This window comes from Haloarcula montana, from assembly GCF_035666295.1.
Taxonomy (GTDB): Archaea; Halobacteriota; Halobacteria; order Halobacteriales; family Haloarculaceae; genus Haloarcula; species Haloarcula montana.
Genome location: NZ_CP142027.1, coordinates 1,602,300 through 1,625,050, shown reverse-complemented (window position 1 = coordinate 1,625,050; position 22,751 = coordinate 1,602,300). Strand labels below are relative to the sequence as shown.

The 22,751-nt window shown below is 67.9% G+C and carries 29 protein-coding genes; 16 read left to right on the top strand and 13 right to left on the bottom strand.

Annotated elements, in window-relative coordinates:
• Nucleotides 1-87: 87 nt before the first annotated feature.
• A complete protein-coding gene (locus VJ109_RS08440) occupies nucleotides 88-780 on the bottom strand; it encodes a hypothetical protein (RefSeq protein ID WP_324755960.1) in 693 nt (230 codons plus the stop codon).
• Nucleotides 781-933: 153 nt separating this feature from the next.
• Here VJ109_RS08440 and VJ109_RS08435 point away from each other — a divergent pair, with 153 nt between their 5' ends.
• Both VJ109_RS08435 and hisA read left to right on the top strand, forming a co-directional pair.
• Nucleotides 934-1,581 (top strand): DUF502 domain-containing protein, encoded by a 648-nt coding sequence (locus VJ109_RS08435; protein ID WP_324755959.1) that lies wholly within the window; start codon nucleotides 934-936, stop codon nucleotides 1,579-1,581.
• Between the two features lie 60 nt (nucleotides 1,582-1,641).
• Nucleotides 1,642-2,376, top strand: coding sequence for a 1-(5-phosphoribosyl)-5-[(5-phosphoribosylamino)methylideneamino]imidazole-4-carboxamide isomerase (gene hisA, locus VJ109_RS08430; RefSeq protein ID WP_324755958.1), 735 nt, complete (start codon nucleotides 1,642-1,644; stop codon nucleotides 2,374-2,376).
• A gap of 32 nt (nucleotides 2,377-2,408) precedes the next feature.
• Here hisA and VJ109_RS08425 read toward each other — a convergent pair whose 3' ends face one another.
• Nucleotides 2,409-3,473 (bottom strand): TrmB family transcriptional regulator, encoded by a 1,065-nt coding sequence (locus tag VJ109_RS08425; RefSeq protein ID WP_324755957.1) that lies wholly within the window; start codon nucleotides 3,471-3,473, stop codon nucleotides 2,409-2,411.
• Between the two features lie 60 nt (nucleotides 3,474-3,533).
• Here VJ109_RS08425 and VJ109_RS08420 point away from each other — a divergent pair, with 60 nt between their 5' ends.
• The 6 genes from VJ109_RS08420 to VJ109_RS08395 are packed head-to-tail and all read left to right on the top strand — an operon-like array spanning nucleotide 3,534 to nucleotide 7,233.
• Nucleotides 3,534-4,730, top strand: a complete 1,197-nt coding sequence (locus VJ109_RS08420) for an MFS transporter (protein WP_324755955.1) — start codon at nucleotides 3,534-3,536, stop codon at nucleotides 4,728-4,730.
• A gap of 32 nt (nucleotides 4,731-4,762) precedes the next feature.
• A complete protein-coding gene (hisB, locus tag VJ109_RS08415; RefSeq protein ID WP_324755953.1) occupies nucleotides 4,763-5,350 on the top strand; it encodes an imidazoleglycerol-phosphate dehydratase HisB in 588 nt (195 codons plus the stop codon).
• Nucleotides 5,351-5,854: a TrpY family transcription regulator gene (trpY, locus tag VJ109_RS08410; RefSeq protein WP_276178490.1), complete on the top strand. Its 504-nt coding sequence runs from the start codon at nucleotides 5,351-5,353 to the stop codon at nucleotides 5,852-5,854. It abuts the gene before it with no gap.
• A 43-nt stretch (nucleotides 5,855-5,897) separates the two neighbouring features.
• On the top strand, nucleotides 5,898-6,251 hold the full coding sequence (locus VJ109_RS08405; RefSeq protein WP_324755952.1) for a DUF4260 domain-containing protein: 354 nt from the start codon (nucleotides 5,898-5,900) through the stop codon (nucleotides 6,249-6,251).
• Nucleotides 6,248-6,598, top strand: coding sequence for a 2Fe-2S iron-sulfur cluster-binding protein (locus VJ109_RS08400; RefSeq protein ID WP_324755950.1), 351 nt, complete (start codon nucleotides 6,248-6,250; stop codon nucleotides 6,596-6,598). Before VJ109_RS08405 ends, VJ109_RS08400 begins: the two co-directional genes overlap by 4 nt.
• Nucleotides 6,599-6,630: 32 nt before the next feature.
• Nucleotides 6,631-7,233: an IMPACT family protein gene (locus tag VJ109_RS08395; protein ID WP_324755948.1), complete on the top strand. Its 603-nt coding sequence runs from the start codon at nucleotides 6,631-6,633 to the stop codon at nucleotides 7,231-7,233.
• Between the two features lie 319 nt (nucleotides 7,234-7,552).
• Here the strand turns inward: VJ109_RS08395 and upp are convergent, their stop codons facing one another.
• The 3 genes from upp to VJ109_RS08380 are packed head-to-tail and all read right to left on the bottom strand — an operon-like array spanning nucleotide 7,553 to nucleotide 9,132.
• On the bottom strand, nucleotides 7,553-8,230 hold the full coding sequence (gene upp, locus VJ109_RS08390; protein ID WP_324755947.1) for a uracil phosphoribosyltransferase: 678 nt from the start codon (nucleotides 8,228-8,230) through the stop codon (nucleotides 7,553-7,555).
• 40 nt (nucleotides 8,231-8,270) lie between these two features.
• On the bottom strand, nucleotides 8,271-8,417 hold the full coding sequence (locus VJ109_RS08385) for a hypothetical protein (protein ID WP_324755945.1): 147 nt from the start codon (nucleotides 8,415-8,417) through the stop codon (nucleotides 8,271-8,273).
• A 22-nt stretch (nucleotides 8,418-8,439) separates the two neighbouring features.
• Entirely contained in the window at nucleotides 8,440-9,132 is a 693-nt protein-coding gene (locus tag VJ109_RS08380; protein ID WP_324755943.1) for a type 1 glutamine amidotransferase domain-containing protein, read from the bottom strand.
• A gap of 145 nt (nucleotides 9,133-9,277) precedes the next feature.
• Here VJ109_RS08380 and VJ109_RS08375 point away from each other — a divergent pair, with 145 nt between their 5' ends.
• Nucleotides 9,278-9,982: a DUF5828 family protein gene (locus tag VJ109_RS08375; RefSeq protein ID WP_276178509.1), complete on the top strand. Its 705-nt coding sequence runs from the start codon at nucleotides 9,278-9,280 to the stop codon at nucleotides 9,980-9,982.
• A 135-nt stretch (nucleotides 9,983-10,117) separates the two neighbouring features.
• Here VJ109_RS08375 and VJ109_RS08370 read toward each other — a convergent pair whose 3' ends face one another.
• Nucleotides 10,118-11,344, bottom strand: a complete 1,227-nt coding sequence (locus tag VJ109_RS08370; RefSeq protein ID WP_324755942.1) for an MFS transporter — start codon at nucleotides 11,342-11,344, stop codon at nucleotides 10,118-10,120.
• Between the two features lie 167 nt (nucleotides 11,345-11,511).
• Between VJ109_RS08370 and crtID the strand changes: the two genes are divergently transcribed.
• Together crtID and VJ109_RS08360 are read left to right on the top strand one after the other, a co-directional pair.
• Nucleotides 11,512-13,032: a bifunctional phytoene desaturase/3,4-desaturase gene (gene crtID, locus VJ109_RS08365; RefSeq protein WP_324755941.1), complete on the top strand. Its 1,521-nt coding sequence runs from the start codon at nucleotides 11,512-11,514 to the stop codon at nucleotides 13,030-13,032.
• 93 nt (nucleotides 13,033-13,125) lie between these two features.
• A complete protein-coding gene (locus tag VJ109_RS08360; RefSeq protein ID WP_324755940.1) occupies nucleotides 13,126-14,322 on the top strand; it encodes an inorganic phosphate transporter in 1,197 nt (398 codons plus the stop codon).
• Here the strand turns inward: VJ109_RS08360 and VJ109_RS08355 are convergent, their stop codons facing one another.
• Together VJ109_RS08355 and VJ109_RS08350 are read right to left on the bottom strand one after the other, a co-directional pair.
• Complete coding sequence (locus VJ109_RS08355) at nucleotides 14,323-15,186, bottom strand: SDR family oxidoreductase (protein ID WP_324755939.1); 864 nt, start codon at nucleotides 15,184-15,186, stop codon at nucleotides 14,323-14,325.
• Nucleotides 15,187-15,263: 77 nt separating this feature from the next.
• Nucleotides 15,264-16,643 (bottom strand): hemolysin family protein, encoded by a 1,380-nt coding sequence (locus VJ109_RS08350; RefSeq protein ID WP_324755938.1) that lies wholly within the window; start codon nucleotides 16,641-16,643, stop codon nucleotides 15,264-15,266.
• A 94-nt stretch (nucleotides 16,644-16,737) separates the two neighbouring features.
• On the opposite strand from VJ109_RS08350, the gene VJ109_RS08345 reads away from it, so the two are divergent.
• The 3 genes from VJ109_RS08345 to VJ109_RS08335 are packed head-to-tail and all read left to right on the top strand — an operon-like array spanning nucleotide 16,738 to nucleotide 18,114.
• Nucleotides 16,738-17,022 (top strand): glutaredoxin family protein, encoded by a 285-nt coding sequence (locus VJ109_RS08345; protein ID WP_324755937.1) that lies wholly within the window; start codon nucleotides 16,738-16,740, stop codon nucleotides 17,020-17,022.
• Nucleotides 17,022-17,534 carry a redoxin domain-containing protein gene (locus VJ109_RS08340; RefSeq protein WP_324755935.1) on the top strand — a complete coding sequence of 171 codons (513 nt, stop codon included), beginning with the start codon at nucleotides 17,022-17,024 and terminating at the stop codon, nucleotides 17,532-17,534. Before VJ109_RS08345 ends, VJ109_RS08340 begins: the two co-directional genes overlap by 1 nt.
• Before the next feature lies 1 nt (nucleotide 17,535).
• Entirely contained in the window at nucleotides 17,536-18,114 is a 579-nt protein-coding gene (locus tag VJ109_RS08335; protein WP_324755934.1) for an L-threonylcarbamoyladenylate synthase, read from the top strand.
• Here VJ109_RS08335 and VJ109_RS08330 read toward each other — a convergent pair.
• Nucleotides 18,111-18,779 (bottom strand): CRISPR-associated protein Cas4, encoded by a 669-nt coding sequence (locus tag VJ109_RS08330; protein WP_324755933.1) that lies wholly within the window; start codon nucleotides 18,777-18,779, stop codon nucleotides 18,111-18,113. The genes VJ109_RS08335 and VJ109_RS08330 overlap by 4 nt on opposite strands.
• A gap of 33 nt (nucleotides 18,780-18,812) precedes the next feature.
• Entirely contained in the window at nucleotides 18,813-19,433 is a 621-nt protein-coding gene (locus tag VJ109_RS08325; protein ID WP_324755932.1) for a conditioned medium-induced protein 4, read from the bottom strand.
• A 92-nt stretch (nucleotides 19,434-19,525) separates the two neighbouring features.
• Here VJ109_RS08325 and VJ109_RS08320 point away from each other — a divergent pair, with 92 nt between their 5' ends.
• Nucleotides 19,526-20,257 carry a competence/damage-inducible protein A gene (locus VJ109_RS08320; RefSeq protein WP_324755931.1) on the top strand — a complete coding sequence of 244 codons (732 nt, stop codon included), beginning with the start codon at nucleotides 19,526-19,528 and terminating at the stop codon, nucleotides 20,255-20,257.
• On the opposite strand, the gene VJ109_RS08315 is transcribed toward VJ109_RS08320, so the two are convergent.
• The 3 genes from VJ109_RS08315 to VJ109_RS08305 are packed head-to-tail and all read right to left on the bottom strand — an operon-like array spanning nucleotide 20,254 to nucleotide 21,645.
• Nucleotides 20,254-20,685: a type II toxin-antitoxin system VapC family toxin gene (locus VJ109_RS08315; protein WP_324755930.1), complete on the bottom strand. Its 432-nt coding sequence runs from the start codon at nucleotides 20,683-20,685 to the stop codon at nucleotides 20,254-20,256. The two genes, VJ109_RS08320 and VJ109_RS08315, sit on opposite strands and share 4 nt — an antisense overlap.
• Nucleotides 20,682-20,972 carry an SDR family oxidoreductase gene (locus tag VJ109_RS08310; protein WP_324755929.1) on the bottom strand — a complete coding sequence of 97 codons (291 nt, stop codon included), beginning with the start codon at nucleotides 20,970-20,972 and terminating at the stop codon, nucleotides 20,682-20,684. Before VJ109_RS08310 ends, VJ109_RS08315 begins: the two co-directional genes overlap by 4 nt.
• Nucleotides 20,973-21,018: 46 nt before the next feature.
• Nucleotides 21,019-21,645 carry a DedA family protein gene (locus tag VJ109_RS08305; RefSeq protein WP_324755928.1) on the bottom strand — a complete coding sequence of 209 codons (627 nt, stop codon included), beginning with the start codon at nucleotides 21,643-21,645 and terminating at the stop codon, nucleotides 21,019-21,021.
• A 90-nt stretch (nucleotides 21,646-21,735) separates the two neighbouring features.
• Here VJ109_RS08305 and hemB point away from each other — a divergent pair, with 90 nt between their 5' ends.
• On the top strand, nucleotides 21,736-22,716 hold the full coding sequence (gene hemB, locus VJ109_RS08300) for a porphobilinogen synthase (protein WP_324755927.1): 981 nt from the start codon (nucleotides 21,736-21,738) through the stop codon (nucleotides 22,714-22,716).
• Nucleotides 22,717-22,751 lie beyond the last annotated feature (35 nt).

Here is a 22,751-nt window from a genome sequence, read left to right as displayed (position 1 = left end):
GTCTGCCAGATTCCGGCGGCGGTAAAGGGTACCGTCTTCGGAACCGGCCGGTAGAACTGGGACCAGGACGACAGGGTGCCCGGCCGATCAGGTATCGTCGGTGTCGTCCGCGTCGGCAACGTCTTCGTCGGTGTCGTCCTCGGCGTTAGCGAGCCGCTTGCGTTTCTCGGCGGCCGTCTCCTCGACCTCGGAGACGGTCTCCTTCGCGGCCTCGACTTCCTCGGTGACGGACTCGGCGGTCTTCTTCGCGTCGCTCGTCTTGGTCTGGGCATCCGTCGCCTTGTCCTTGACTTCGGTCACCGTCTCGGCGGCGTCGTCGGCACCGGTCTCCGCTGCGGTCTGTTCGACTTCGTCGGCCGTCTCCTCGACCTCGGCGGCGGCCTCGTCGACCGTCTCGGCAGCGTCCTCGACGGAGTCGACGGTCGTCTCCAGTTCGTCGGCGGTCTGTTCCAGTTGCTCGGCCGCCTGTTCGAGTTCGGCGGCCTGTGCCGCGACGTCCTCGTTGGTCCGTTCGAGCACGTTCGCCAACACGAGAAACTGGAGGAGACCGACGACGACGAATGCCGAGACGGCGATGCTCGCGGCCGTCGCGAGTACCTCGCGCCAGGCCGGCGTCGTCTCGACGACCCCGGCGACGACCAGTGCCCACGCCAGCGACAGCGCAACGGCGACGACCAGAACCGCCTGTGCGAACAGCCGGTACTGTTTCTCGTACCGGCCGAACATGGCGGATTCGAGGGTGCGAGCGAGCGGTGTGAGCAGTGGAACACGCGAGGACATACGGAACTGTTCCGGGCACAGCGGGAAAAACCCGGGGTAGACGACTGTCACGGAGCTTCGAGAGCGGCCGGCGGGTTCGGACGGGGACACCATCCGTCGGGCGGCGTCTCCAGGACACCACAACTACGTTCCAGTGACCTGTCGGTGTCCAGTATGGATCTCACGGGCGCACTCAAACGCAGTTTCGTCGCGGGGCTGTTGTTGCTCACCCCGCTGGTCATCACGCTATACGTCCTCAGACTGCTGGTCTCGTGGTCGCTCCAGTTCGTCGACCCGGTCGTCCAGGGGACCAGATTGACACAGTACACCGGGAACGTCGAGGCAGTCGCACAGCTCGTCGCGGTCGTCCTGATACTGGTCGTGGTCACGGTGCTTGGCTATCTGGCACAGAAGAACGTCGGCCGCCAGCTGTTCGGCGGCATCGGCCGGATCGTGAACGTCATCCCCCTGTTTAGCACGATCTATCTGACCGTCCGGCAGGTCGCCAACTCCCTGGTCGACCGGAGCACAGCCTACGAGAGCGTCGTCCTCGTCGAGTACCCGCGGGAGGGGATCTACTCGCTGGGCCTGGTGACCGGCGAGAGCCCGCGGGAAGTCGAACAGGTCGCGGACCAGGAGGTGTACAACGTCTTCCTGCCGAACAGTCCGAACCCGACCGGTGGGCGCCTCGTGTTGCTCCCCGAAGACCAGCTCCGGGAACTCGATATGAGCGTGCGGCGGGCGCTCCGACTCGTCGTCACCACCGGCGTCGGGGCCGAGGACGAACCCGCGGCGCTGATCGACGGCGACCGGTCCGGCTGAGGAACCGCCCGCGACGGCGGGACCGACACGCTTTCGACGGCTGGTGCCCCAGCCGTTCGCATGTTCCCCGAGTTCGAGGTCGTCCCGGCCGTAGACATGCAGGACGGACAGGTCGTCCAACTGGTCGGCGGCGAACGCGGGACCGAGAAGACGTACGGCGACCCGGTCGAGGCAGCCCAGCGGTGGGTCGGGGCGGGCGCGCGGACGCTCCACCTGGTCGATCTCGATGGCGCCTTCGAGGGCGAGCGACAGAACGCCGAGGCAATCGACGCCGTCCTGGAGGCCGTCGACGACGATATCGGGGTCCAACTGGGCGGTGGCATCCGGACCGCGAGCGACGCCGTCTCGCTGCTGGACCGCGGCGTCGACCGGGTGATCCTCGGGACCGCTGCCGTCGAGACCCCCGAGATCGTCGCCGAGATCAGCGAGCGCCACCCCGGCAGCGTCCTCGTGAGTCTCGACGCGAAAGACGGCGAGGTCGTCGTCTCGGGCTGGACCGAGGGGACCGGGCTCGACCCGGCCGAGGCCGCACAGCGGTACGCCGACCTCGGTGCCGGCGGCATCCTCTTTACCGATGTCGACGTTGAGGGGCAACTGGCGGGCGTCCGGACCGACCCCGTCCGGCGGCTGGTCGAATCCGTCGACATCCCCGTGATCGCTAGCGGGGGCGTCGCGACCGTCGAGGACGTGGTCGCGCTGGCGGAAGCCGGTGCGGCCGCCGTCGTCGTCGGCAGCGCGCTCTACGAGGGCGAGTTCACGCTCTCGGAAGCGATGGCGGCGGTCGAGGACGTATGACTGCGAGCGCCGGTCGCGAACAGTGACGGGGCTCAGCCCGAGTACAGCGTCACCGCCGTCGCCCCGTAGCCCTCGTAGAACGGTCTGATCCCGCCCTGCGTGTTGCCGGCCGAGACACGCCCGTCGGGCGTCTCGAAGACGAGGCTGTTCTCCATCGGGAAATCGTTGGTCGGGTCGCCGACGAGTCCCTGACGGACCTCGACGACGGGGACCCGCTCGTAGCTCTGCTCGCTGCCATCGAGGTCACTGAGTGTCACGTCCGCGAGCAGATCACGGCCGGCCGCCCGGTGGAGCGCGGCGTTGGTCGCCGCCGTCCGGAGGTGGTCGTAGGTCGCCGGCAGCGGGTCCGGCTCGGTGACGTAGCGGTCCTCACCCATCGGCCAGAAGTTCGCGACGACGTTGCCGAAGAAGCCGCTGCCGACCTCCCGCTGGGAGAACGCCAGTGCGTACTCCTCGCCGTGTCGGCCCGAGAGGACACCGTGAGAGCCCATCAACCCTCGCGTCTCGTCGACGAGGACGTAGACCGGTGCCGTCGCCTCCCAGGTCCGGACCACGTCGGCGATCCGTCCCCACTCGACATCCAGCGGGTCGGCAGACAGCGGCGAGACGGCGAGCAGATAGACGAACACGCCCCGGTCCTGTGCCTCCGTCAGTGCCTCTCGGAGGTGGTCGATCTCCGGTGCCGGAACGACCAGCAGCGCCTCGTGGCGGGCGGCCTCTAGTGCGCTGCGTGCCCGCTTGCGGACGGTCGCCCGCGAGTGGACAACCTCGACGGGCGCCCCCTCGTCAGCCGGTTGCTCGTAGAGGTCGTCGATGGTATCGCCCAGTTCCTCGACCCGCGTCGAGAGTGCGCCGATGGCGTCCTCGGGCCGACGCGCCCGTAGCACGGTCGGACTCCGTGTCTCGTCGACGGTTACCAGCCCCCGGTCGGCCAGTGCGGCGGCGATGTCGTAGACGTACCCCTGTGAGACATCCGCGGCTCGTGATACCTCCCCCGTGGTGGCCGTTCCAGCCTTCAGAACGGCCAGATAGGCCTCGATCTCCTTCTCCGAGAGCCCGAACGCAGCGAGATGGTCCCGGAGCGCGTCGGCAGACATGGAAGAGGATTGTACTACTATATACAAAATATTTTTCCACAGGGACGCACAGGGTGAGGTATGAACGAGACGGCCCGGACACACGAGACGGAAACACAGCGTGACACCAGACGGTGGTGGACGCTGGCCGTCTTCGCGTACGTCGCCCTGGAGGGAGCCGGGCTCCAGATGCGCGGGGCCGTCATCCCGGAGTTGCGGGCGACCTTCGGTGCGCCCGACTGGCAGTTGGGACTGGTCGCGCCGGCCGGGACCCTGGGGTACCTGTTGGTCGTGATGGTCGTTGGTGTGGTCGCGAGCCGGTTCGACACCCGCCGGTTGCTCCTGCTGGGGTTCGTCGGGACCGGAGTCGGCATCTTCTTCATGGGTGTCGCACCGTCGTTCCTGCTGTTCCTGTCGGCGCTGGTGGGCCGAGGGCTGTTCACCGGCGTCGGCCGCGGAACCGACCGGCCGCTGTTGAGCCACCTCTACCCGACCCAGCGAGGGCGGCTGTTCAGCTACTACGACATGATGTGGGCGGTCGGTGCGACTACCGGGCCGGCGCTGGTCGCGGCGGCGGTCTGGCTGGGCGACTGGCGGCTGGCGTACTACACGCTGGGGCTGGCTTTCGTCCCGTTGATCGGGCTGGTGTGGTTCCTCCCGACGCCCGATATCGCGGGCGGCGACGACACCCTCGATCTGGCGGAGTTGCGCCGGATCGGCCGCCAACCGGAGGTAGTGGCGACCGCCGTCACGCTGTTTCTCTCGGCGGGCATCGAGGGCGGGCTGTTCACCTGGCTGACGACGTTCGCACAGGGTCGGGTCCCCGGGGCGCTCGCGACGGCGTCGCTGAGTATCATGCTCGTCGCGTACATCCCCGGACGGTTCGTCTCCGGACGGCTCTCCGAGCGGTTCGGCTATGCTCGTCTCGGCCTCGTACAGGCCGGGTTGCTCGTCCCCGCGTTCCTCTATACGTTCTTCCTCGCGGAGGGGCTGGCGCTGCTCGTTGGCTTTTTCGCCATCGGGCTGGTGCTGTCGGGGCTATACCCGACGATGTTGGCCTACGGGACCGAGGCCGTCCCCGAACACAGCGCGCCGGTCAACGCCATCGCCGCGGTCACCTCCGCGGCGGGGATCGCGGCCGTCCCGGCGGTGATGGGCGTTCTCATCGGCGGCGAGGGCATCCTCCAGACGATGCGGTTGCTGTGGGCTCCGATCGCGGTGTTGCTCGCGGTGACGCTGGTGACCTGGCTCGTCATCGGCCGGGTGGCAGAGCCGTGAGGTCCAAATAGCCGGCCCGACACCGTCAGGGTATGACCGATCGTACGGCGGCCCTCACGCGCGAGACGGCCGAGACGGAGATCGAGGTGACACTGGACATCGACGGTGACGGCGAATCGACCGTCGAGACGGGCGTGGGCTTTTTCGACCACATGCTGACGGCCTTCGCGACCCACGGGCTGTTCGACCTGACCGTCCAGTGTGACGGCGACCTGGAGATCGACGACCACCACACCGTCGAGGACGTGGCGATCACGCTGGGCGAGGCCTTCGAGGAGGCGCTGGGCGAGAAACGCGGTATCCAGCGCTTCGCCGACCGGCGGGTCCCGCTGGACGAGGCGGTCGCCAGCGTCGTCGTCGACATCTCCGGGCGCCCGTACTTCGCGTTCGACGGCGCGTTCTCACAGACCGAGGTCGGCGGGATGACCAGCCACATGGCGAAGCACTTCGGGCGCTCGCTCGCGATGAACGCCGGGCTGACGCTGCACTGTGGCGTCGAGGGGGAGAACGCCCACCACGAGATCGAGGCGCTGTTCAAGGGACTGGCCCGGGCCTTGGACGACGCGACGCGGATCGACGAACGCCGCAGCGACATCGCCAGCACGAAAGGCGAGCTATAGATGTTCGACGAAATCATGGAGAAGTTCGAGGACTCCCCGGGCCAGCAGGCCGTCATCCGCCTGTTGCTCGAACGGGGGTTCTCGGTCAACGAGGACGGACGGGTCGTCTCCGGCGGCATCGAGATCCCCAACACGGGGATCGCCCGCGAGGCCGGCGTCGACCGGCGGGTGGTCAACGCGACGACCGACGCCATCCTGGCCGACGACGAACTGCGGCGCATCTTCCGGAACATCTCGGCGGTCCCGAGTCTACTGGATCTGGCGCCGGTCCTGGATCTGACCGCCATCACCGTCCACGTCCGGGACGCCGACGAGTCGGGGATCGTCGCCACCGTCACCGGTGCCATCGCCGACCGTGACATCCCCATCCGGCAGGTGCTCACCGAGGACCCGGAGTTCACCGACGAGGCCGTCCTCTACGTCATCACCGACGAGGAACTCCCCGGCGACCTCCTCAACGAGATCACCGGGATGGCGTTCGTCCGGACGATCGAGCTGGCGTGACCGGCCCGCCACGGCTTTGTGCCGGCGCTCCCTCGTTCGGCGTATGAACCCACGGACGCTTGTCCGCGCCGAGGGAGCGGTCGTCGCCGCCGCCGCGACGGCGACCTACGCGCTCGACGGTCGATCACTGCTCGTCTTTCTCGCGGTGATCCTCCTGCCCGACGTGTCGATGGCCGGCTACCTCCACAGCCGCCGGGTCGGTGCGATCACGTACAACGCCGTCCACACGTACGTCGGGCCGGTCGTGCTGGCGGCCGTCGGGGTCCTGACCGGGACCGGGCTGGCCGTCGGCATCGCGCTGATCTGGACCGCCCACATCGGGGCTGATCGCCTGTTCGGCTACGGGCTGAAGTACGCCGACCGCGAGTTCGGCGACACCCACGTCCAGCGGCTATGACCGCGACGGTCACCGTCGTCACGCCCGACGGCGAACGCCGGGAACTGACCGCCACTCCCGGTTCCATCCTCCGGGACGTGTTGCTGGCGGCGGACCTCTCACCACATGGCCGGTACGCCCGCACCGTCAACTGTGGCGGCCGGGGGATCTGTGCGACCTGTGGCGTTCGCCTGGCCGAGTCACCGCAACCCGAACACTGGCACGACGACCTGGCCGACCGCTTTGGCTATCCCCGCCTGTCCTGTCAGCTCCGGGTTCGGGACGGGATGGTCGTCCGACTGCTTGACAAGCGGGTCTGGGGCGGCCGGAAGAGCGCGCGTGATCGAGACGGGTCCTCGGAAGGGTAAGCGCTATTCGCCCGCCACCGGTACCGTCAGCCGTGACAGATAGCTACCGGACCGTCGCCGAGCGGGCCGAGGCGCGCTTCGAGGTTCAGGGGTCGGAGTTCATCGGCCACGTCGCCCCGGCGACGACAACCGAAGCGGCGGAAGCGTTCGTCACGGAGATCGAGGGGGCCTACGACGACGCGACCCACAACGTCCCGGCCTATCGCGTGCGATCAGACCCGTTCCGGGAGTACTCCAGCGACGACGGCGAGCCGAGCGGCAGCGCCGGCAAGCCCGCGCTGAACGTCCTCCAACAGCGAGAGATCGAGAACGTCGTCGCCGTCGTCACTCGCTACTACGGCGGGACGAACCTCGGGGTCGGCGGACTCGCCCGGGCCTACTCACGAGCGGTCAAGGACGGCGTCGACGCCGCCGGCGTTGTCGAGGAGGTCCCCCACGAGACGTTCTCGGTCACGGTCGAGTACGACGATTCGGGCAGCGTCCGCGCCCTGCTCGAATCCGCCGGCGTGGAGTTCGACGCCGCCTACGAAGCGGACGTGCGGTTCGAAGTACGGGTTCCCGCCGCCGAGGGGGCGGCCCTGCGCGACGAGATCCGTAGCGCGACGAGCGGCCGCGCCGACATCGAGGGGTATTGAACCCTCCGAGCTCCCGTCCCACAAACGTGGCTGGGCGTCTGTTCGACCCGGCCCCCGTCGAGTACGGCGACCACACGTCGACGCCGGCCGTCTGGACGCGGTCGGCTATCGGGGCGTACGTCGGACCACCTTCGACTGCAGCGGGTGAGCGGGGCGGTCACACGCCACACGGAATCGTCGATGGTTCGTCTGGAACGAACTCCCGACGACGTACAGCGGTCTCCAGTCGAAACAAAGGGGTTAGACCGTGGAACGGCGGCGAAGGATCGCAGTGCTCCTCGTTCTCGCATGTCGGTAAAAGATGTTTCGGTCCGCGCGCTCAGTCGGTCCGGAACGCACGGTCGCCGGCGTCGCCCAGTCCCGGCACGATGAACCCGTCGTCGTCCAGTTCCTCGTCGATAGCGACTGTCAACACGTCGATATCGGGGAAGGCATTGGAGACGCGGACGATCCCCGGCGGGGCTGCCACCGCCGAGAGCGTAAGCAGCGTCTCCGGTTCGGTCTGCGTCCCGGTGATATGCTCCAGGACTGCACACATCGTCGACCCCGTCGCGAGCATCGGATCGGCGACGATGACGGTATCGTCCGGGCGGATCTCGGGCAGTTTGACGTAGTCGACCGAGATGGGGAACTCGCCGTCGGTGTCCATCCCGGCCTCCTCGTCGCGGCTGGCGGAGATGACTCCCTGTCGGGCACGGGGAAACGCCTTCAACAGTCCTTCGACGAACGGTGTCGCCGCACGGAGGACGTTGATGATGACGACGTCGTCCAGCCCTTTGACGCGCTCACCCATCGTCGTTGTCAGCGGCGTCTCGATCTCGATGTACTCGGTCTCCATCCGTCCGTCGACGATCTCGTACCCACAGAGCCGTCCGAGACGGACCAATCCTTTTCGGAATTCGACCTGTTCGGTTCCAACGTCGCGGAGCTTCGAGAGTTCGTCCTGCGCGAGAGCGTGGGTGACGACGGAGGCGTCGCCACGCTGTTCTATGGCCATATATCGGGGCTACAGTAGGCTGGTGGTAAACAGTTTCTACTTAGGTGGGTTCGGCGGCGCCGGACTGCTCGGTCGGGATTCTCCCGCGCTGGCGGTTCTTGAACAACAGCAGGGCAAAGAGGACCATACCGACCGCACGGAGTCCCAGATCCATCACGAGCGTGACCTCGCCGCCGCCCAGGCCCAACAGTCCGGTGAGCAGCCGTTTTTCAGGCCGGTACCTCGACCCCGAGTTCCTCGAGAAGGGTCCGTGCGGCCCGGGCCGAGGACGGCGGCCCGCGGGCGGTGACCAGATCGCCGTCGACGGTGACGCTCGTGTCGGCGTCGAGTTCCGCGTCCCACTCAGCCCCAGCGGCTTTGACCTCGTCTTCGACCCAGTAGGGGAGTTTCCGGCCGTCGGGCATCAGGTCGTCCTCGTCGACGATCCCCTCCTCCCAGGCGTTGGGGAAGCCGGTGATCGACCGGCCGGCGACGAGCATGTCCCCGTCGCTGTCCCTGGTGAACGCGAGGATACCGACGGCGTGACAGACGACGAGGGCTGTCCCGTCCTCGCCCTCGACGGCGTCCCGGAGCAGTCGGCGAGCGTCGCTGTCCTGGGTGACGTCCCACTCGGTCCCGTGACCGCCCGGGAAGACGACGGCATCGTAATCGGCTGCCTCGACCCGAGCGATCGGTGTCGGGTCGTTGAGTCGCTCGTCGGAGTCGTGGACCGAACGGACGTGTTCGGCGGTCTCCTCCCCGACCTCCGCAGGGTCGACGGAGCGCTCGTCCAGCACCGGTGGATCACCGGACGGCGTGGCGACGGTGATCTCCAGGCCGGCGTCGGTGAGCGTAGTGAGCGGCTCGATACACTCCTCTCCCCAGTAGCCGTGTTCGCTGACGACGAACAGTGCGGATGGCATCGTCGGTCGTACGAGTCCGACGGGGATAAGCCGCCGGTCGACGGGTGGGCGGAAACGCTTAACCAGTCGGAGCGAATACACGGACAGAACACGATGGAGCGTACAGCAGCCGAGACTGCCCGACCCATCAGTACCCGATTCGACAATGGCTGACATGGAAGAGAGCGTTTCAGGCTTCAAGACGCGAGGGGGCTGGGTCGCCGTCGTCGAACACGGCGAGCGGATCACCCGGGCGCTGAAGGACCTCGCGGGCGACGAGGAACTGGCTGTCGACGAGGAGGCGCTCGCGGAGTTCGACGACTGGCGTCCCAAGAGCCACGAACGGCTCGACGAGGACGTCAACGAGAAGACCGCAGAGCAGGCGAGCGTCGACGAGGGGAAAGGCGAGCAGGCCGGCAAAGACCCCGACGAGGACCTCCAGACCGCCGGTGAGAAACTGAGCGAGTCCTACGAGAACCTGGACGAACCCGACGAGGCGATCGACAAGTGGGGCGAGTCCGTCGACTACGTCGCCCGGGCGGCCGACTCGGCCGGCCGGAAGGCGCTGCGGAAGGTCGAAGACGCCGTCTACCGGAACGTGATGACACAGATCGCGCCCTACTATTTCGACAACGAACTCGTCAGCGCGAACCTCCAGCGGATCAACGGCGAGGACAACCCCGAATACGTCTTCGAGGTCAACGTCAACGACGACGACCTCAAGCTCCGGGTCTCGAACCAACTCGCCGACTACGATCAGGACGTCGACCGCTGGCACGTCGACACCGAGAAAGTGACCGAGGCCGTCGAGGCCGCGGAAGGGGTGGATGCGGTCGAACCGGGCGAGGAGACCGATGCGAAGACGAACTAAGCTCGCCGCCGTGCGAGCGGCATCGGCTTCCAGCATCGCAGACGCCAAGACGAACTAAGGCTGCATTCATGCAGTCTGCGTCGGCTTCCAGCATCGCAGACGCCAGGGCGAGCTGGCCGACCGCCGCGTGACGCCTCAGGCCGGCTTGCTCCCGACCACGCCACGGAGCAGGAGCGCCGCTGCGACTACCAGACAGCCGGCGAGGCCAGTGAAGGCCAGCCGGTAGTTCGCGACGGCGGCGAGCCAGCCCATATACACCGGTCCGAGCGCGCCGACACCGAGGAACAGTGCCCGCGCGGCCCCCAAATCCGCACCCAGGTTGTCGGCGGGCGCGGCGTCCAGCAGCGTGGCATCGGCGACGGGAAATACCGTCTTGTAGCCGACGGCGTAGGCGGCGATTGAGAGGCCGACAGCGATCAGCGAGTCGGTCGTGACGACGGCCGCCAGCGCGGCGACGCCGAGCAGGAGGCCGCCGGCCCCGACAGCCCGGCGGGGAACCCGGTCGGAGAGCGCCCCGGCCGTGGGTTTGACGACGACGCCGACGACGAACACCACGGCGTACAACCCCGCGGCGACGGGTTCGGGAAAGCCCTTCCCGTCGGTGAGATACGCCGGGAGGAAGTTCACCCACGCGCCGACCACGAAATAGAAGAGCGCGAACGCGACCAGTGCCTCCCGCTGCCGGCGGGTGGTCGCCAGCCGTCGGATCGTCGCGAGGAGTTCGACGTTCGTCCGACCGATCCGGTAGGGGTCGCGGTTCCAGGCGACGTAGCCCAGACAGATCAGCCCCAGGACGGCCGCCACGGGGACGAACGGCGTCCGCCAGTCCAGTCCCGGGACCGGTTCGAGACCGACCACCGCCATGGTCGCGCCGCCGCCGGTGACGATCACGCCTCCGACCGAGGCGAGAATCCCCCCGACATCGGTCCCGGCGGCGTACAACCCGAGCGCCTGCCCGCGACGCCGGACGAACAGGTCCGATAGTTGCGCACGCGAGGGGACCGCGAACAGCCCCTTCCCGACGCCGAGAAGGAGCGCCGCGGCGACGAACAACCACACGGTCGTCGTCCCCGAGACCACCAGGAAGCCGGCGGTGAGGACGACCAACCCGGGAACCACCAGCGACGGACGGGTGAACCGATCCGAGAGCCGACCGCTGGGGAACTGGGTGACGGCGTAGACCGCCTGGAGCGTGCCCAGGGCGAGGCCGGCGACGACCGTCGTCGTCCCCAGGTCGGCGATGATCGACGGCAACAGCGGCGGCAGGAGAAACCGTCCCAACTGGAGCGTGGCCCAGGCGACGCTCAGGGTCACGAGCATCCGCCCGCCGTAGCCCGAGAACAGCCGCTCGGTGTGGGTCACAGCCAGAGATCGCCGCCCGAGCGGTTTAGGCAGCGCGGTCCCGGCAGTCGCATCACCGTCCGCATGCAACCGATCGGCATAGGTGAGTGGTGGCGAGAGGCGGGGGTGTCCCGACCCACAGAACGACGGGTTGTGACCTACCCCGGTCGTGTCCCTAGCCGGCAGTGATGGGAACCAACGTGACAGCGGCGGCGGCACCGCTCGCTGGTCGGTCGGCGACGGTCGTGGGCGCGGGCTTCGGCGGCCTGGCGACGGCCTGCTATCTGGCCGACGCCGGCGCCGACGTGACAGTGCTAGAACGCCACGACCGCCCCGGCGGCCACGCGAACCGCATCGAGGACGACGGGTTCACGTTCGACACCGGTCCCTCGTGGTACCTGATGCCCGACGTCTTCGAGCGCTTCTTCGGCCACTTCGACCGGGACCCCGGGGACTACTACGACCTGGTCCACCTGGACCCACAGTACCGGGTCGTCTGGAAGGGGGGAGCCGACGGCGAGGTCGCCGACAGCGTCGACATGCGCCCGGACATGGACCACAACCGGCGGGTGTTCCGGTCCTACGAGGCCGGTGCCGACGACGCGCTGGACGAATACCTCGCCGAAGCCGAACACACCTACGAGGTCGGGATGGAGCGGTTCGTCTACGAGGACCGCCAGCGGCTCCGGGACTTCCTGGACCCGGAGGTGGTCCGATCGGCCCGCGGACTCACGTTCCTGGGCTCGATGCAGGACCACGTGGCCGACTACGTCGACCACCCGAAACTGCGCCAGTTGCTGCAGTACACGCTGGTGTTCCTGGGCGGATCGCCGTACAACACGCCGGCGCTGTACAACCTGATGAGCCACGTCGACTTCGAGTTGGGCGTCTACTACCCCGACGGGGGCATCTACAGCGTCGTCGAGGGAATGGTCGGGCTGGCCGAGGAACTGGGCGTCGAGATCAGGACCGGGCGGAAAGTAACCGGCCTGGCGGGCGAGCCCGACGGCGTGGCGGTGACGACGGCGGACGGGACGGCGACGACGGACCTTGCGGTGGCGAACGCGAACCTCGCCCACGTCGACCGGGACCTGTTGCCCGACGGGACCCGGGAGACCCGGCGGGGCTACTGGGAGAACCGTACCTACGCGCCGTCGGCGTACATGCTCTATCTGGGCGTCAAGGGCGACGTTTCCCCGCTGGAACACCACACGCTGGTGTTGCCCGAGGACTGGGAGCCACACTTCCGGAGCATCTTCGAGGAGCCACGCTGGCCGACCGACCCCGCCTACTACGTCAACGTCCCCTCTGTCACCGACGACAGCGTCGCGCCCGAGGGCCACCACGCCGTCGTCGTTCTGGTCCCGATCGCACCGGGGCTGGACGACGACGAACCCGCCCGCGAGCAGTTCCGCGAGCGGGTGCTCTCGGACCTGGCCAGCCACGCCGGCGTCGATCTGCGGGACCGCATCGTCGTCGAGCACGAGGCCTGCGTCTCGGAGTTCGCCCGCCGGTACGACGACCCCGAGGGGACCGCACTCGGACTCGCACACACGCTGCGCCAGACCGGTCCGCTCCGGCCGGGCCATCGCTCCTCGGCCGTCGACGGCCTCTACTACACGGGGTCGTTCACCACGCCCGGTATCGGCGTGCCGATGTGTCTCATCAGCGGCCAGCACGCCGCCGACGCAGTCGTCGACGATTTGTAGTATGCTAGCATCTGACGACCCCCTTCGTTTCAGGTAGAGATTCCCCACACCGAGCGGTAGGCTCATTGCACGGTAGGGCAAACGCCGGGGTAGATGGTCGCGACGAGTGTGCTGGCGACGCTAGTGGTCGCGGCAGCGGCGAGTCTGTTCATGGCCTGGACGATCGGCGCCGGCTCCTCGGGGTCGACACCGTTCGCGCCCGCGGTGGGCGCCAACGCCATCTCGGTGATGCGAGCGGGCTTTTTCGTCGGGATTCTCGGACTCGCGGGTGCCGTGTTACAGGGCGCGAACGTCACGGAGACGGTGGGGGGCGGGCTGATCGTCTTCCCCGACGGCGGCGGGCTCTCCGCGGCGGCCGCCATCGTCGCGTTGCTGACCGCGGCCGCGCTGGTCGCGGTCGGCATCTTCACCGGCTACCCTATCGCGACGGCGTTTACCGTCACGGGGGCCGTCGTCGGCGTCGGCCTGGCGATGGGCGGCCAGCCCGCGACCGCGAAGTACATCGAGATCGTCTCGCTGTGGGTCGCGGTGCCGTTCGTCGGCGGCGGTATCGCCTTCGCGACGGCGTGGCTCCTGCGTCACGAGGGGACCAGCGAGGAGCTACTGGTGCCGGCGCTGGCCGCTCTCGTCGGTGCGATCATGGCGAACGTCCGGTTCGTCCTGCTGGCGCCGGGTGCCGAGCAGGCCTCCGTCGCGCAGGCACTGGCCACCGCAGCGGGAACGCCCGAGCTACCGACAGTCGTCGGTGTGACGGCGCTGGCAGCGCTGCTGTCCGGCGGGCTGTTGTCCCGGGACGTGCGGGCCGACCCCGCCGCAGGCCAGCGACACTTCCTGCTCGTGCTGGGCGGCCTGGTCGCGTTCTCGGCCGGCGGGAGCCAGGTCGGGTTGGCGCTCGGCCCACTCCTCCCGCTGTTGGGCGAGGGACCGACCGCTGCGATCCCGATCACCGGCGTCTTGCTCTTCGGCGGGATCGGCCTGCTCGTGGGGTCCTGGACGGGTGCGCCACGGATGATCAAAGCGATCGCACAGGACTACTCCTCGCTGGGGCCACGGCGCTCGATCGCGGCGCTGATCCCGAGTTTCATCATCGCACAGGCGGCGGTCTTCCTGGGCGTGCCGGTCTCGTTCAACGAGATCATCGTCTCGGCGATCGTCGGCTCCGGGGCGGCCGCCGGCGGCGGCGAGGTGAGCCGCTCGAAGATGGGCAAGACGGTACTGGCCTGGATCGGCTCGCTCGCGGTGGCGTTCGCGGCGAGCTACGGCCTCTTTCTGTTGGTCGACGCGCTGTGACTACGCCGGGCGCGTGTAGTCGGGGTCGATCATCTGTGCCGAGGTCGGCGCCGGATCGCCGGGTGTGAGGTTGTACGCCGAGAAGTCGGTGACGCCGGCCGCCCGGAGGACGTCCTCGTCGTACAGCGACTCGCCGGTGAACTCCCCGGGGTCGTGACGCAGTATCTGGAGGACGGCGTCCGAGACGACCTCGGGCGTGCGCCAGTCGTCCTCGGTGCCCAACCCGAAGTGTCGGGTCGCCCGGGTGTCGATCGCGGTGACCGGCCAGAAGGTGTTACAACCGATGTCGTGGCCGCGCAACTCGCCGGCCAGCGAGAGCGTGATGAACGACATCCCGAGTTTCGACCAGAGATACGGCCCCGATCCCGGGCTTCGATCGACGGTCACCGGCGGCGCGTTCGTCAGAATCCACGCTTCGTCGAGGCCTTTCAGATGGTCGATGAAGGCCCGCGAGACCAGATACGTCCCCCGGACGTTCACCTCCGTCAGGAGGTCGAAGCGGTTGGGCGGCAGGTCCTCGACGGTCGCGAGTTGGATCGCGCTGGCGTTGTTGATGACGATGTCGACGGTGCCGAAGCGATCGATCGCCTGGTCTGCGGCCGCCTGGACGGCCTCGGGGTCACGCACGTCCAGTTGGATCGGCAGCGATTCGGCCCCCCGCTCACGAACCTCGCGGGCGGTCTGTTCGATCGATCCCTCCAGGTCGCGGTCCTCGCCGTAGTCGCCCTCCTCGCTGGTCTTGCCCGTCGAGACGACGTTACAGCCCTGATCGGCCAGCGCGAGCGCGATCCGCTTCCCGATACCGCGGGTCGTCCCGGTGATGAACGCGGTACTGCCCGAGAGATCGGGCGCCTCCAGTGTCATGCCGTCCCAGTCGGGACAGAGCCACATAGTACTGGCTCTCGAACCGGAGAGAAACGCAGAGAGCGACCGTGAGGAGTTTACTCGGTCGAGGCTTCCTCGGTTTCGACGGGTTCGTCCTCGCCCTGATCGAGGCGGGCGACGCGGGCCTTCATGATCCGGGTGTTCTCGACCTGTTCGACCCGGATCTCGACGCCCTCGTAGGTGATCGTCTCACCCTCCTCGACGAGCCGACCCGCGCGGTTGAAGATGAAGCCGGCGATGGTCTCAAACTCCTCGCCCTCGGGGAGTTCCAGTTCGAGTGCTTCGTTGACCTGCTCGATGTTGACCTCGCCTTTGACGACGACGGTGTCGTCGTCGAGATACTCGATCGGTTCTTCCTCCTCGCCTTCGAGGATCTCGCCGACGATCTCCTCGGTGAGGTCCTCCATCGTCACCAGTCCCTCGGTGGTCCCGAACTCGTCGATCACGATGACCATGTGCATGCGCTCTTTCCGCATCTCCGTCAGGAGGTCGTCGACGTTCTTCGACTCGGGGACGTGCAGCGTGGGTTCGATGATGTCTTCGAGTTGGATGTCTTTCGCGATGGCCTCGCCGTAGTTCAGATCCCGGACGAGATCGCGAATGTGGGCGATGCCGATGACGTTGTCCAGGCTCCCCTCGTAGACCGGGACCCGCGCGTGGCCGCTCTGGATACACGTTTCGAGGGCCTCCTGGACGGAGTTTTCCTTATCGACAGCGGTCATATCGAGTCGCGGGGTCATGACCTCCTTGGCGATGGTGTTGTTGAACCGCAGCGTCCGCTGGAGCATCTCGCGTTCCTCCTCGTCCAAGACGCCCTCGCGTTCGCCCGTCTCGATGATGTCCTGGATCTCCTCGCGGGTGACGTAGGAGGTCTCGATCGCCGACCGACCGCCCGTGATCTTGTTGACGATCCGGGTGAGATAGTCGAACAGCAGGATGAGCGGGATGAGGACCTTCTCGGCGAACTTCAGCGGTTTGGAGATACGCAGTGCCCAGGATTCGGTGTTCTCGACGGCGTAGCTCTTGGGGGCGCTCTCGCCGAACAGCAGGACGATTGCGGTGATGCCGAAGGTCGCGGCCAGCACCGCCTCGCCACGGGAGAGATAGAAGCCCAGCAGCCCCGTCGCGATCGAGGACATCGCGATGTTGACGAGGTTGTTGCCGACCAGGATCGTCACGAGCAGTCGGTGGGGGTCGGACTTGAGTTGCCGGAGCGTCTTGGCGCCCTTGACCCCGTCCTCGACGAGTGCCTCGGTGCGGTGGGCCGGCAGGGAGAACATCGCGATCTCCGAGGAGGAGAAAAACGCCGAGAGCCCGATGAGCACGACGATCGTGACGATACCAGTCCAGACGATGACGCTCTGTGGGATCTCCACGCCGAATACCGGAACAGACTGGAGCAACAGCGCGAACGACGCAGGTGGGTCCAGGGCCATCAACGGTTCGAGTTGTAATGGACGGGGATTAAGACTTGTCATGGTCGGACAGTGGCGAAGCCCTTACCCTCGGCTCGGTCCTACGTCCCCCCGTATGAGCGAGCCAGCGATCACCCTGTACCGACTGCAGGCCTGTCCCTTCTGTGAGCGTGTCGTCCGGACACTCGACGAGTACGGCCTGGACTACCGTTCGCGGTTCGTCGAACCGATGCACTCCGAGCGGGACGTCGTCAAGCGCCTGACCGGCAAGCGGACCGTCCCGGCTATCGTCGACGAGACCACCGGTATCACCATGAGCGAGTCGGCCAACATCGTCGAATACATCGAGCGAACCTATGGAAACGAGGCGGCGGCAGCCGAGCAGGGAGGTGAGGCCTGATGGAGTTGGAGTTCGACGTGGTCGATCTCGGTCCCGCCGACGCGCCGGCCGAGGGCGAGCAGGCACCCGATTTCACCCGACCGCTCGTGAACGACGAGTACTGGGAGGACGTAGCGCTCTCGGACGTATGCGAAGCGAGCGACGACCCCGTGGTTCTCGTCTTCCATCCGATGGACGGCGCCTTCCCGGCGACCTACGTCTGGAACGAGATCCGGGACCGGGCGTGGCACGAGTCCGCGACGGTCGTCGGCCTCTCGATCTCGACGCCGTACGCCCACAAGGACCTGCTCAACGAGCGGGCGATCGCGGACGACTACCGCTTGTACTCGGACCCCGGAAACGGCGTCGCCGAGCAGTACGGTATCGCGATGGACACCGACGGGATGGCTGGTATCACGGAACCCCGGCCGGCCGTGTTCGTCCTCGGCGACGACCGGACGATCGAGTACGCCTGGGTCGGCGAGGAGTGGCCCTCCTTCCCCGACTACGATGTCGTCGAAGCACAGTTGTGAGATGAGCGAGATCGAGACCGCCGCCGCGGCCATTCGGGACGGAGAGTTGGTCGTCTATCCGACGGAGACGGTGTACGGCCTGGCCGCCGACGCGCTCGATCCCGACGCCGTCGAGCGGGTCTTCGAGGCGAAAGGTCGGGCCAGGGACAAACCCGTCTCTCTGGCGGTCCCCGATGTCGAGGCCGCCCGGGAGTACGCTCGGCTCACGGACCGGGAGCTGGCATTCATACGCGAGTTCCTGCCGGGGCCGGTCACGGTGGTCGTCGAGCGCCGCGAAGTCGTCCCGGACGTGCTCGTCGACGGCGGCGAGCGGGTCGGGATCCGGATACCGGACCATCCGGTGGCACTGAACCTGCTGGACGCGGTCGCGCCGCTGACGGCGACGAGCGCCAACGTCTCGGGCAACCCCAGCGCCACGTCTGCCAAGGAGCTGGATGCCATCCGTGAGCGGGCCGCCACGGTGCTCGACGGCGGTGAAACCGGCGGCACCGGCTCGACAGTCGTCGACGTGGAGACGGGGACGATCCACCGGCGGGGCGCTCGGGCCGACGCCGTCGAGGCCTGGCTCGCCGACCGCTAGAGCAGCGACCGCAGCGAGCGGGTCCTGACACCGCACTGCTCCCGGTACTCACAGGGCGAACATTTCGCGTCGCTGTCGGCTCTGGCCGGCGGGCCGTCGATCGATTCGGCGGTCCGTAGCGCCGCCCGGTAGACGCCGGCGCGTCGCGCCGTCACCTCGACCCGACGGACGACGCCGTGGGCCGGGTACTCGGCGTAGGCGTGTTCGACCGGACGTTCACGCTCCCAAGCGAGCGCCTTCGCCGCCGCGACGAGCCTGACGGTCTGGGGCTCCCAGACCCCCCGGTCGGGCGGCGAGCCGGCGAAGACGAACGAGGGAGCCGGACCCTCGGAACCGTCGACCAGTTTGTGTGCGACGCCACGGGCGTCTTTGCCGTCGAGGCGGACATCCCGGCCGAGTGGGTCGACCAGTTCGTCCCAGGCGTCCAGCCGGTCGCGTGCTCGCCGGAGGCGCTCTCGGACCGTCGCGGGATCGACCTCGATCGGTGCGGCAAGCAACGCGGCGTCGTCGGCCAGCAGTCGCTCGTAGTCGAAAGCGAGGTCGCGGACTCGGCCCACCTCGTCGGGAATGTCGGGCGGCCCGTCGCGCCGGCGGTAGTAGAGCTTTCGCGGGCAGTAGGCTGCGGTCTCCAACTCACGGAACGTGTGGGTGTCGGTGGGTGACACGGCGGGTCTGGTCCCGGCTTCCGAGAAAAGGGTTCACATCGAGACGTCGGCGTCGGAGTCCAGCGAGTCGATGTCCTCGGTGGCCTCCTCCAGCCCGCTCTCCCGGATCGCGGCGGTGTGCTGTGTCGAGAGTCCCGCCTCCGTCAGCACGTCCTCGAACTCGCTCTGGAAGCGATGGCTCACCCGCCGGGCGGCGGCCTGGGCCTCGACGACCGTACGGTAGTGGGTCGCAGCCGACTCCTCGACCCCGAACTCGGCGGCCAGGTCGGCGTCGGTCGCGTCGTCGTTGACGACCCGCTTGCGGAACGCGGACACGTCGAAGGGCACGTCGTCGTCGGCCTCCCGTAGCAGGTGGAGGTCGAGCCGGGCGCGGACGACCGTGTCCTCGTCGGCGTCGAGCCGATCGGCAAGCGCCGCGTCGCTCTCCCCCTCGTAGAACCCGCGGACCACCGCCACCAGTTGCTCGTCGTCCAGGTCGGTCCGGAACTCGTAGCGCTCGCGCATCCGGGAGACGACAGCGCTGAGTCGCTCCGACACCGACGTTCCGTCCGCGTCTGCCAGTGATCCCCGGGTGTCTTCCTGGGACTCCGTGACGCGCTCCTCGCCGGAGACGTCGATGAAGAGCTCGCGGAGGTCCTCGGTCTTCTCGTCCATTGGCGTGGAACCTGCGGTCCGAGCGGTAAGTATCTGTCGGGGAAGCAACCAGTCGTCGCCATCCTTACCGCCGCCGACCCCGAGACGTAGGTATGGACGTGGCACTGGTGACCGTCGGCGACGAGTTGCTCGCCGGCGAGACCGAGAACACGAACGCGACGTGGCTCGCAAAGCGACTCTCCGGTGCAGGGGCACGGGTCACCCGGATTCTCACGGTCCCGGACGACGAGAGCGTCATCGCCGATGCTGTCCAGCGGTACCACACGGCGTTTGACGCCGTCGTCGTGACCGGCGGTATCGGCGGGACCCCCGACGACGTGACCAAGGCCGCCGTCGCGCGGGCGTTCGACCGCGACCTCGTCGTCCCCGACGACGTACGAGCCCATCTCGAAGCGAAGGCCGAGCGGTTCGCCACCGACAACCCCGAGCTGGTCGACCGCTACGAGATGGAGCTGGACTTGGACGCGTGGGCCGCCATCCCGGAGGAGGGCGAGCCGTTGCTGACCGACGAGAGCTTCGCCGCCGGCTGTGTCGTCGACGGGGTGTACGTCCTGCCGGGAATCCCCGAGGAACTCCGGGCGATGTTCGCGACGGTCGCCGACGACTTCGGGGGCGACCGGACGATCGAGACGATCCACACGCCGGCCCCCGAGGGCGCCGTCGTCACCCAGGTCACCGAGGCCCGCGAGCGCTTCGGCGTCGCCGTCGGGAGCTATCCCCGGAAAGCGGACACGCCGGGACGGGTGACCGTCACCGGCGACGATCCCGAGGCGGTTCAAGCGGCGACCGACTGGCTGCGCGAGCGTATCGAGACGGTCGACTAGAGGGCCGTCGGGTCGAGCCGATCGACGATCCCGTCGAAGTCGTCGTCGAACGAGAGCACGTGGTCGATATCGCGGTCCTGGACTAGCGCGACGGTCGTCGCGTCGGTGAACGACAGCGCCTGGTCGTCGTACGTCCGTCTGATATCGACGGCATCGTGGAACCGCTCACCACCGACGAACAGCAGCCGCACGACTTCGGGGAACCTGCCGTGACCACGGATGCGATCTCCCACCGCTGCGGCCTGCTCCGGATCGTTCGAACGGGACAGCGTGAGCGTGACGGTCTCGTCGTAGACGTAGTCACTCGTGACAGGGCGCCCGAACCGGCCGCCAGCGATGGCCCGCATCGCTCGCGTTGCGGCGTCGTGGCGCTCTGTATCTTCGTCCTGCTGTGCGTAGAACACACCAGTGTCGACGAAGACGGTCACTCCTCGACCGCCTCGTCGGACAGTGCCCTGTCGATGTCTTCCTCGGCGGCTGGATCGCCCGACTCCGCTGTCCCTGCGAGCCACTGTTCGGTCTCGGCGTCGGACAACCCCTCCCAGTCGTCCCGGAACGAGTCGACGAGCGCGTCCCTCGAGGCGAACTCCCGTGCCACGATTCGGTCCAGCAGCTCCGGTTGGGTGACGGTTGTCCCCGTTTCGAGCCGTATCTCCGCTTGGAGCCGTTCGAGGCGGTCTTTCGTCTCCTCGTCGACCTCCACCGAGGTTGCCATACGATACCGTAGTCTCTTCTCCCGTGTAAACCCTACCACGGCCAGCTCAGACCAGTTCCAGCACGCCCATCGCCGTCGCGGCAAGCAGCACCTCGAACGACAGCGTCCCCAATGCTGAGAGCGCGACGAACCGGCGGGTCTCCATCCCCGCGACGCCGGCCGGCACCGTCAACATCCCGCGGGTGAGCAACAGCATGTTGCTCAGCGGAACAGCGAGGATGCCGAAGCGGTCGAACATGTGACCGAATCGGTCCAGTCGGTCCTCACTGACGCGAAACCACGGCCGGTCGAGCAGCCACTCGCGGCCGCCCCGTTTTGCCAGCAGGAAGAGCGCGGTCTGGCCGACGGTCGCGCCCGCGACCGCGACGGCCAGGATCGCGGCGACGCTCGGGAAGTCGTACCCCCCGCCGGTCCGTGCGAGGATCGCCACCGCCGCCGGGACCAGCGCCTCGCTGGGCGCGAAATACAGCAACATCGCGCCCTCCAGGACGAAGACGAGAAAGAGCGCGGCCAGCCCGTACCGTTCGAGCAACCGCTCGGCGTACGCCGTATCGCCGAAGACGTAGAGGGCGATCCCGGCCACGCCCAGCAGGGCGAAACCGGCAGCGACCACGAGCAGGCCGTAGTCCTCCGCGAAGGTGCGGACCGGGCCACGGCTCGTATCGGTCGCCATCTACCGCTGTCTGGTGGGGCTGCCGGTAAATCGTTTCTGTCCTGTGTCCCAAGCGGTGGGTTCATGGCTCCGAGCGCCCGACCCGGAGGTATGGACATGACACGTCGCCCGCGACGGCTCCGGACCGACGGGGTCCGGCCGCTCGTCCGCGAGACCGACCTGGCCGCGTCGGACCTGATCGCCCCGGTGTTCGTCGACGCGACGACCGACGAGCGGGTCCCCATCGAGACGATGCCGGGCCACGAGCGGGTCCCCGTCTCCGAGGCCGTCGCCCGCGTCGAGGAGATCCGCGAGACCGGCGTCGAGGCCGTCATGCTCTTTGGCGTCCCCGAGTCCAAAGACGACCGGGGCTCCCGGGCCTGGGCCGAGGACGGCGTCGTGCAGGAAGCGACCCGTCGCATCACCGCCGAGACCGACGCCTACGTCATCACCGACATCTGTCTCTGTGAGTACACCGATCACGGCCACTGTGGCGTCCTGGAGGACGACGCCGCAGAGGACCCGACGCTGACGGTCCGGAACGACGAGACGCTGGAGCTACTGGCGGATATCGCCGTCAGCCACGCCCGGGCCGGGGCCGACATGGTCGCACCCTCGGGGATGATCGACGGCATGGTCGGGGCCATCCGCGGAGCGCTCGACGAGGACGGCCACACGGAGGTGCCGATCATGAGCTACGCCGCGAAGTTCGAGTCGGCGTTCTACGGCCCGTTTCGGGACGCCGCCGACGGCGCACCCGCGTTCGGCGACCGCCGGCACTACCAGATGGACCCCGCGAACGCCCGCGAAGCCCGCCGGGAGGTCGACCTGGACGTCCAGCAGGGCGCGGACGTGCTGATGGTCAAGCCCGCGCTGCCGTATCTCGACATCGTCGCCCAGGTCCGGGACCACCACGACCACCCCGTCGCCGCGTACAACGTCTCCGGCGAGTACGCCATGTTACACGCGGCTGCCGAGAAGGGGTGGCTCGACCTCGAATCGGTCGCCTACGAGTCGCTACTGTCGATAAAACGCGCCGGCGCGGACCTGATCCTCACGTACTTCGCCGAGGACGTCGCCGACCGCCTCTGAGACAGACCCCGCAACCTATTCACCTGCCAGAAACA

What these genes read in the sequence shown, in the direction of transcription:
- VJ109_RS08440 (WP_324755960.1), bottom strand. Translation starts at nt 780, where the DNA reads ATGTCCTCGCGTGTTCCACTGCTCACACCGCTCGCTCGCACCCTCGAA.
- VJ109_RS08325 (WP_324755932.1), bottom strand. Translation starts at nt 19,433, where the DNA reads ATGGACGAGAAGACCGAGGACCTCCGCGAGCTCTTCATCGACGTCTCC.
- VJ109_RS08435 (WP_324755959.1), top strand. Translation starts at nt 934, where the DNA reads ATGGATCTCACGGGCGCACTCAAACGCAGTTTCGTCGCGGGGCTGTTG.
- VJ109_RS08405 (WP_324755952.1), top strand. Translation starts at nt 5,898, where the DNA reads ATGAACCCACGGACGCTTGTCCGCGCCGAGGGAGCGGTCGTCGCCGCC.
- upp (WP_324755947.1), bottom strand. Translation starts at nt 8,230, where the DNA reads ATGGCCATAGAACAGCGTGGCGACGCCTCCGTCGTCACCCACGCTCTC.
- hisB (WP_324755953.1), top strand. Translation starts at nt 4,763, where the DNA reads ATGACCGATCGTACGGCGGCCCTCACGCGCGAGACGGCCGAGACGGAG.
- trpY (WP_276178490.1), top strand. Translation starts at nt 5,351, where the DNA reads ATGTTCGACGAAATCATGGAGAAGTTCGAGGACTCCCCGGGCCAGCAG.
- VJ109_RS08400 (WP_324755950.1), top strand. Translation starts at nt 6,248, where the DNA reads ATGACCGCGACGGTCACCGTCGTCACGCCCGACGGCGAACGCCGGGAA.
- VJ109_RS08335 (WP_324755934.1), top strand. Translation starts at nt 17,536, where the DNA reads ATGAGCGAGATCGAGACCGCCGCCGCGGCCATTCGGGACGGAGAGTTG.
- VJ109_RS08320 (WP_324755931.1), top strand. Translation starts at nt 19,526, where the DNA reads ATGGACGTGGCACTGGTGACCGTCGGCGACGAGTTGCTCGCCGGCGAG.
- VJ109_RS08425 (WP_324755957.1), bottom strand. Translation starts at nt 3,473, where the DNA reads ATGTCTGCCGACGCGCTCCGGGACCATCTCGCTGCGTTCGGGCTCTCG.
- hemB (WP_324755927.1), top strand. Translation starts at nt 21,736, where the DNA reads ATGGACATGACACGTCGCCCGCGACGGCTCCGGACCGACGGGGTCCGG.
- VJ109_RS08310 (WP_324755929.1), bottom strand. Translation starts at nt 20,972, where the DNA reads ATGGCAACCTCGGTGGAGGTCGACGAGGAGACGAAAGACCGCCTCGAA.
- VJ109_RS08360 (WP_324755940.1), top strand. Translation starts at nt 13,126, where the DNA reads ATGGTCGCGACGAGTGTGCTGGCGACGCTAGTGGTCGCGGCAGCGGCG.
- VJ109_RS08355 (WP_324755939.1), bottom strand. Translation starts at nt 15,186, where the DNA reads ATGACACTGGAGGCGCCCGATCTCTCGGGCAGTACCGCGTTCATCACC.
- crtID (WP_324755941.1), top strand. Translation starts at nt 11,512, where the DNA reads ATGGGAACCAACGTGACAGCGGCGGCGGCACCGCTCGCTGGTCGGTCG.
- VJ109_RS08340 (WP_324755935.1), top strand. Translation starts at nt 17,022, where the DNA reads ATGGAGTTGGAGTTCGACGTGGTCGATCTCGGTCCCGCCGACGCGCCG.
- VJ109_RS08380 (WP_324755943.1), bottom strand. Translation starts at nt 9,132, where the DNA reads ATGCCATCCGCACTGTTCGTCGTCAGCGAACACGGCTACTGGGGAGAG.
- VJ109_RS08345 (WP_324755937.1), top strand. Translation starts at nt 16,738, where the DNA reads ATGAGCGAGCCAGCGATCACCCTGTACCGACTGCAGGCCTGTCCCTTC.
- hisA (WP_324755958.1), top strand. Translation starts at nt 1,642, where the DNA reads ATGTTCCCCGAGTTCGAGGTCGTCCCGGCCGTAGACATGCAGGACGGA.
- VJ109_RS08375 (WP_276178509.1), top strand. Translation starts at nt 9,278, where the DNA reads ATGGCTGACATGGAAGAGAGCGTTTCAGGCTTCAAGACGCGAGGGGGC.
- VJ109_RS08350 (WP_324755938.1), bottom strand. Translation starts at nt 16,643, where the DNA reads ATGGCCCTGGACCCACCTGCGTCGTTCGCGCTGTTGCTCCAGTCTGTT.
- VJ109_RS08420 (WP_324755955.1), top strand. Translation starts at nt 3,534, where the DNA reads ATGAACGAGACGGCCCGGACACACGAGACGGAAACACAGCGTGACACC.
- VJ109_RS08305 (WP_324755928.1), bottom strand. Translation starts at nt 21,645, where the DNA reads ATGGCGACCGATACGAGCCGTGGCCCGGTCCGCACCTTCGCGGAGGAC.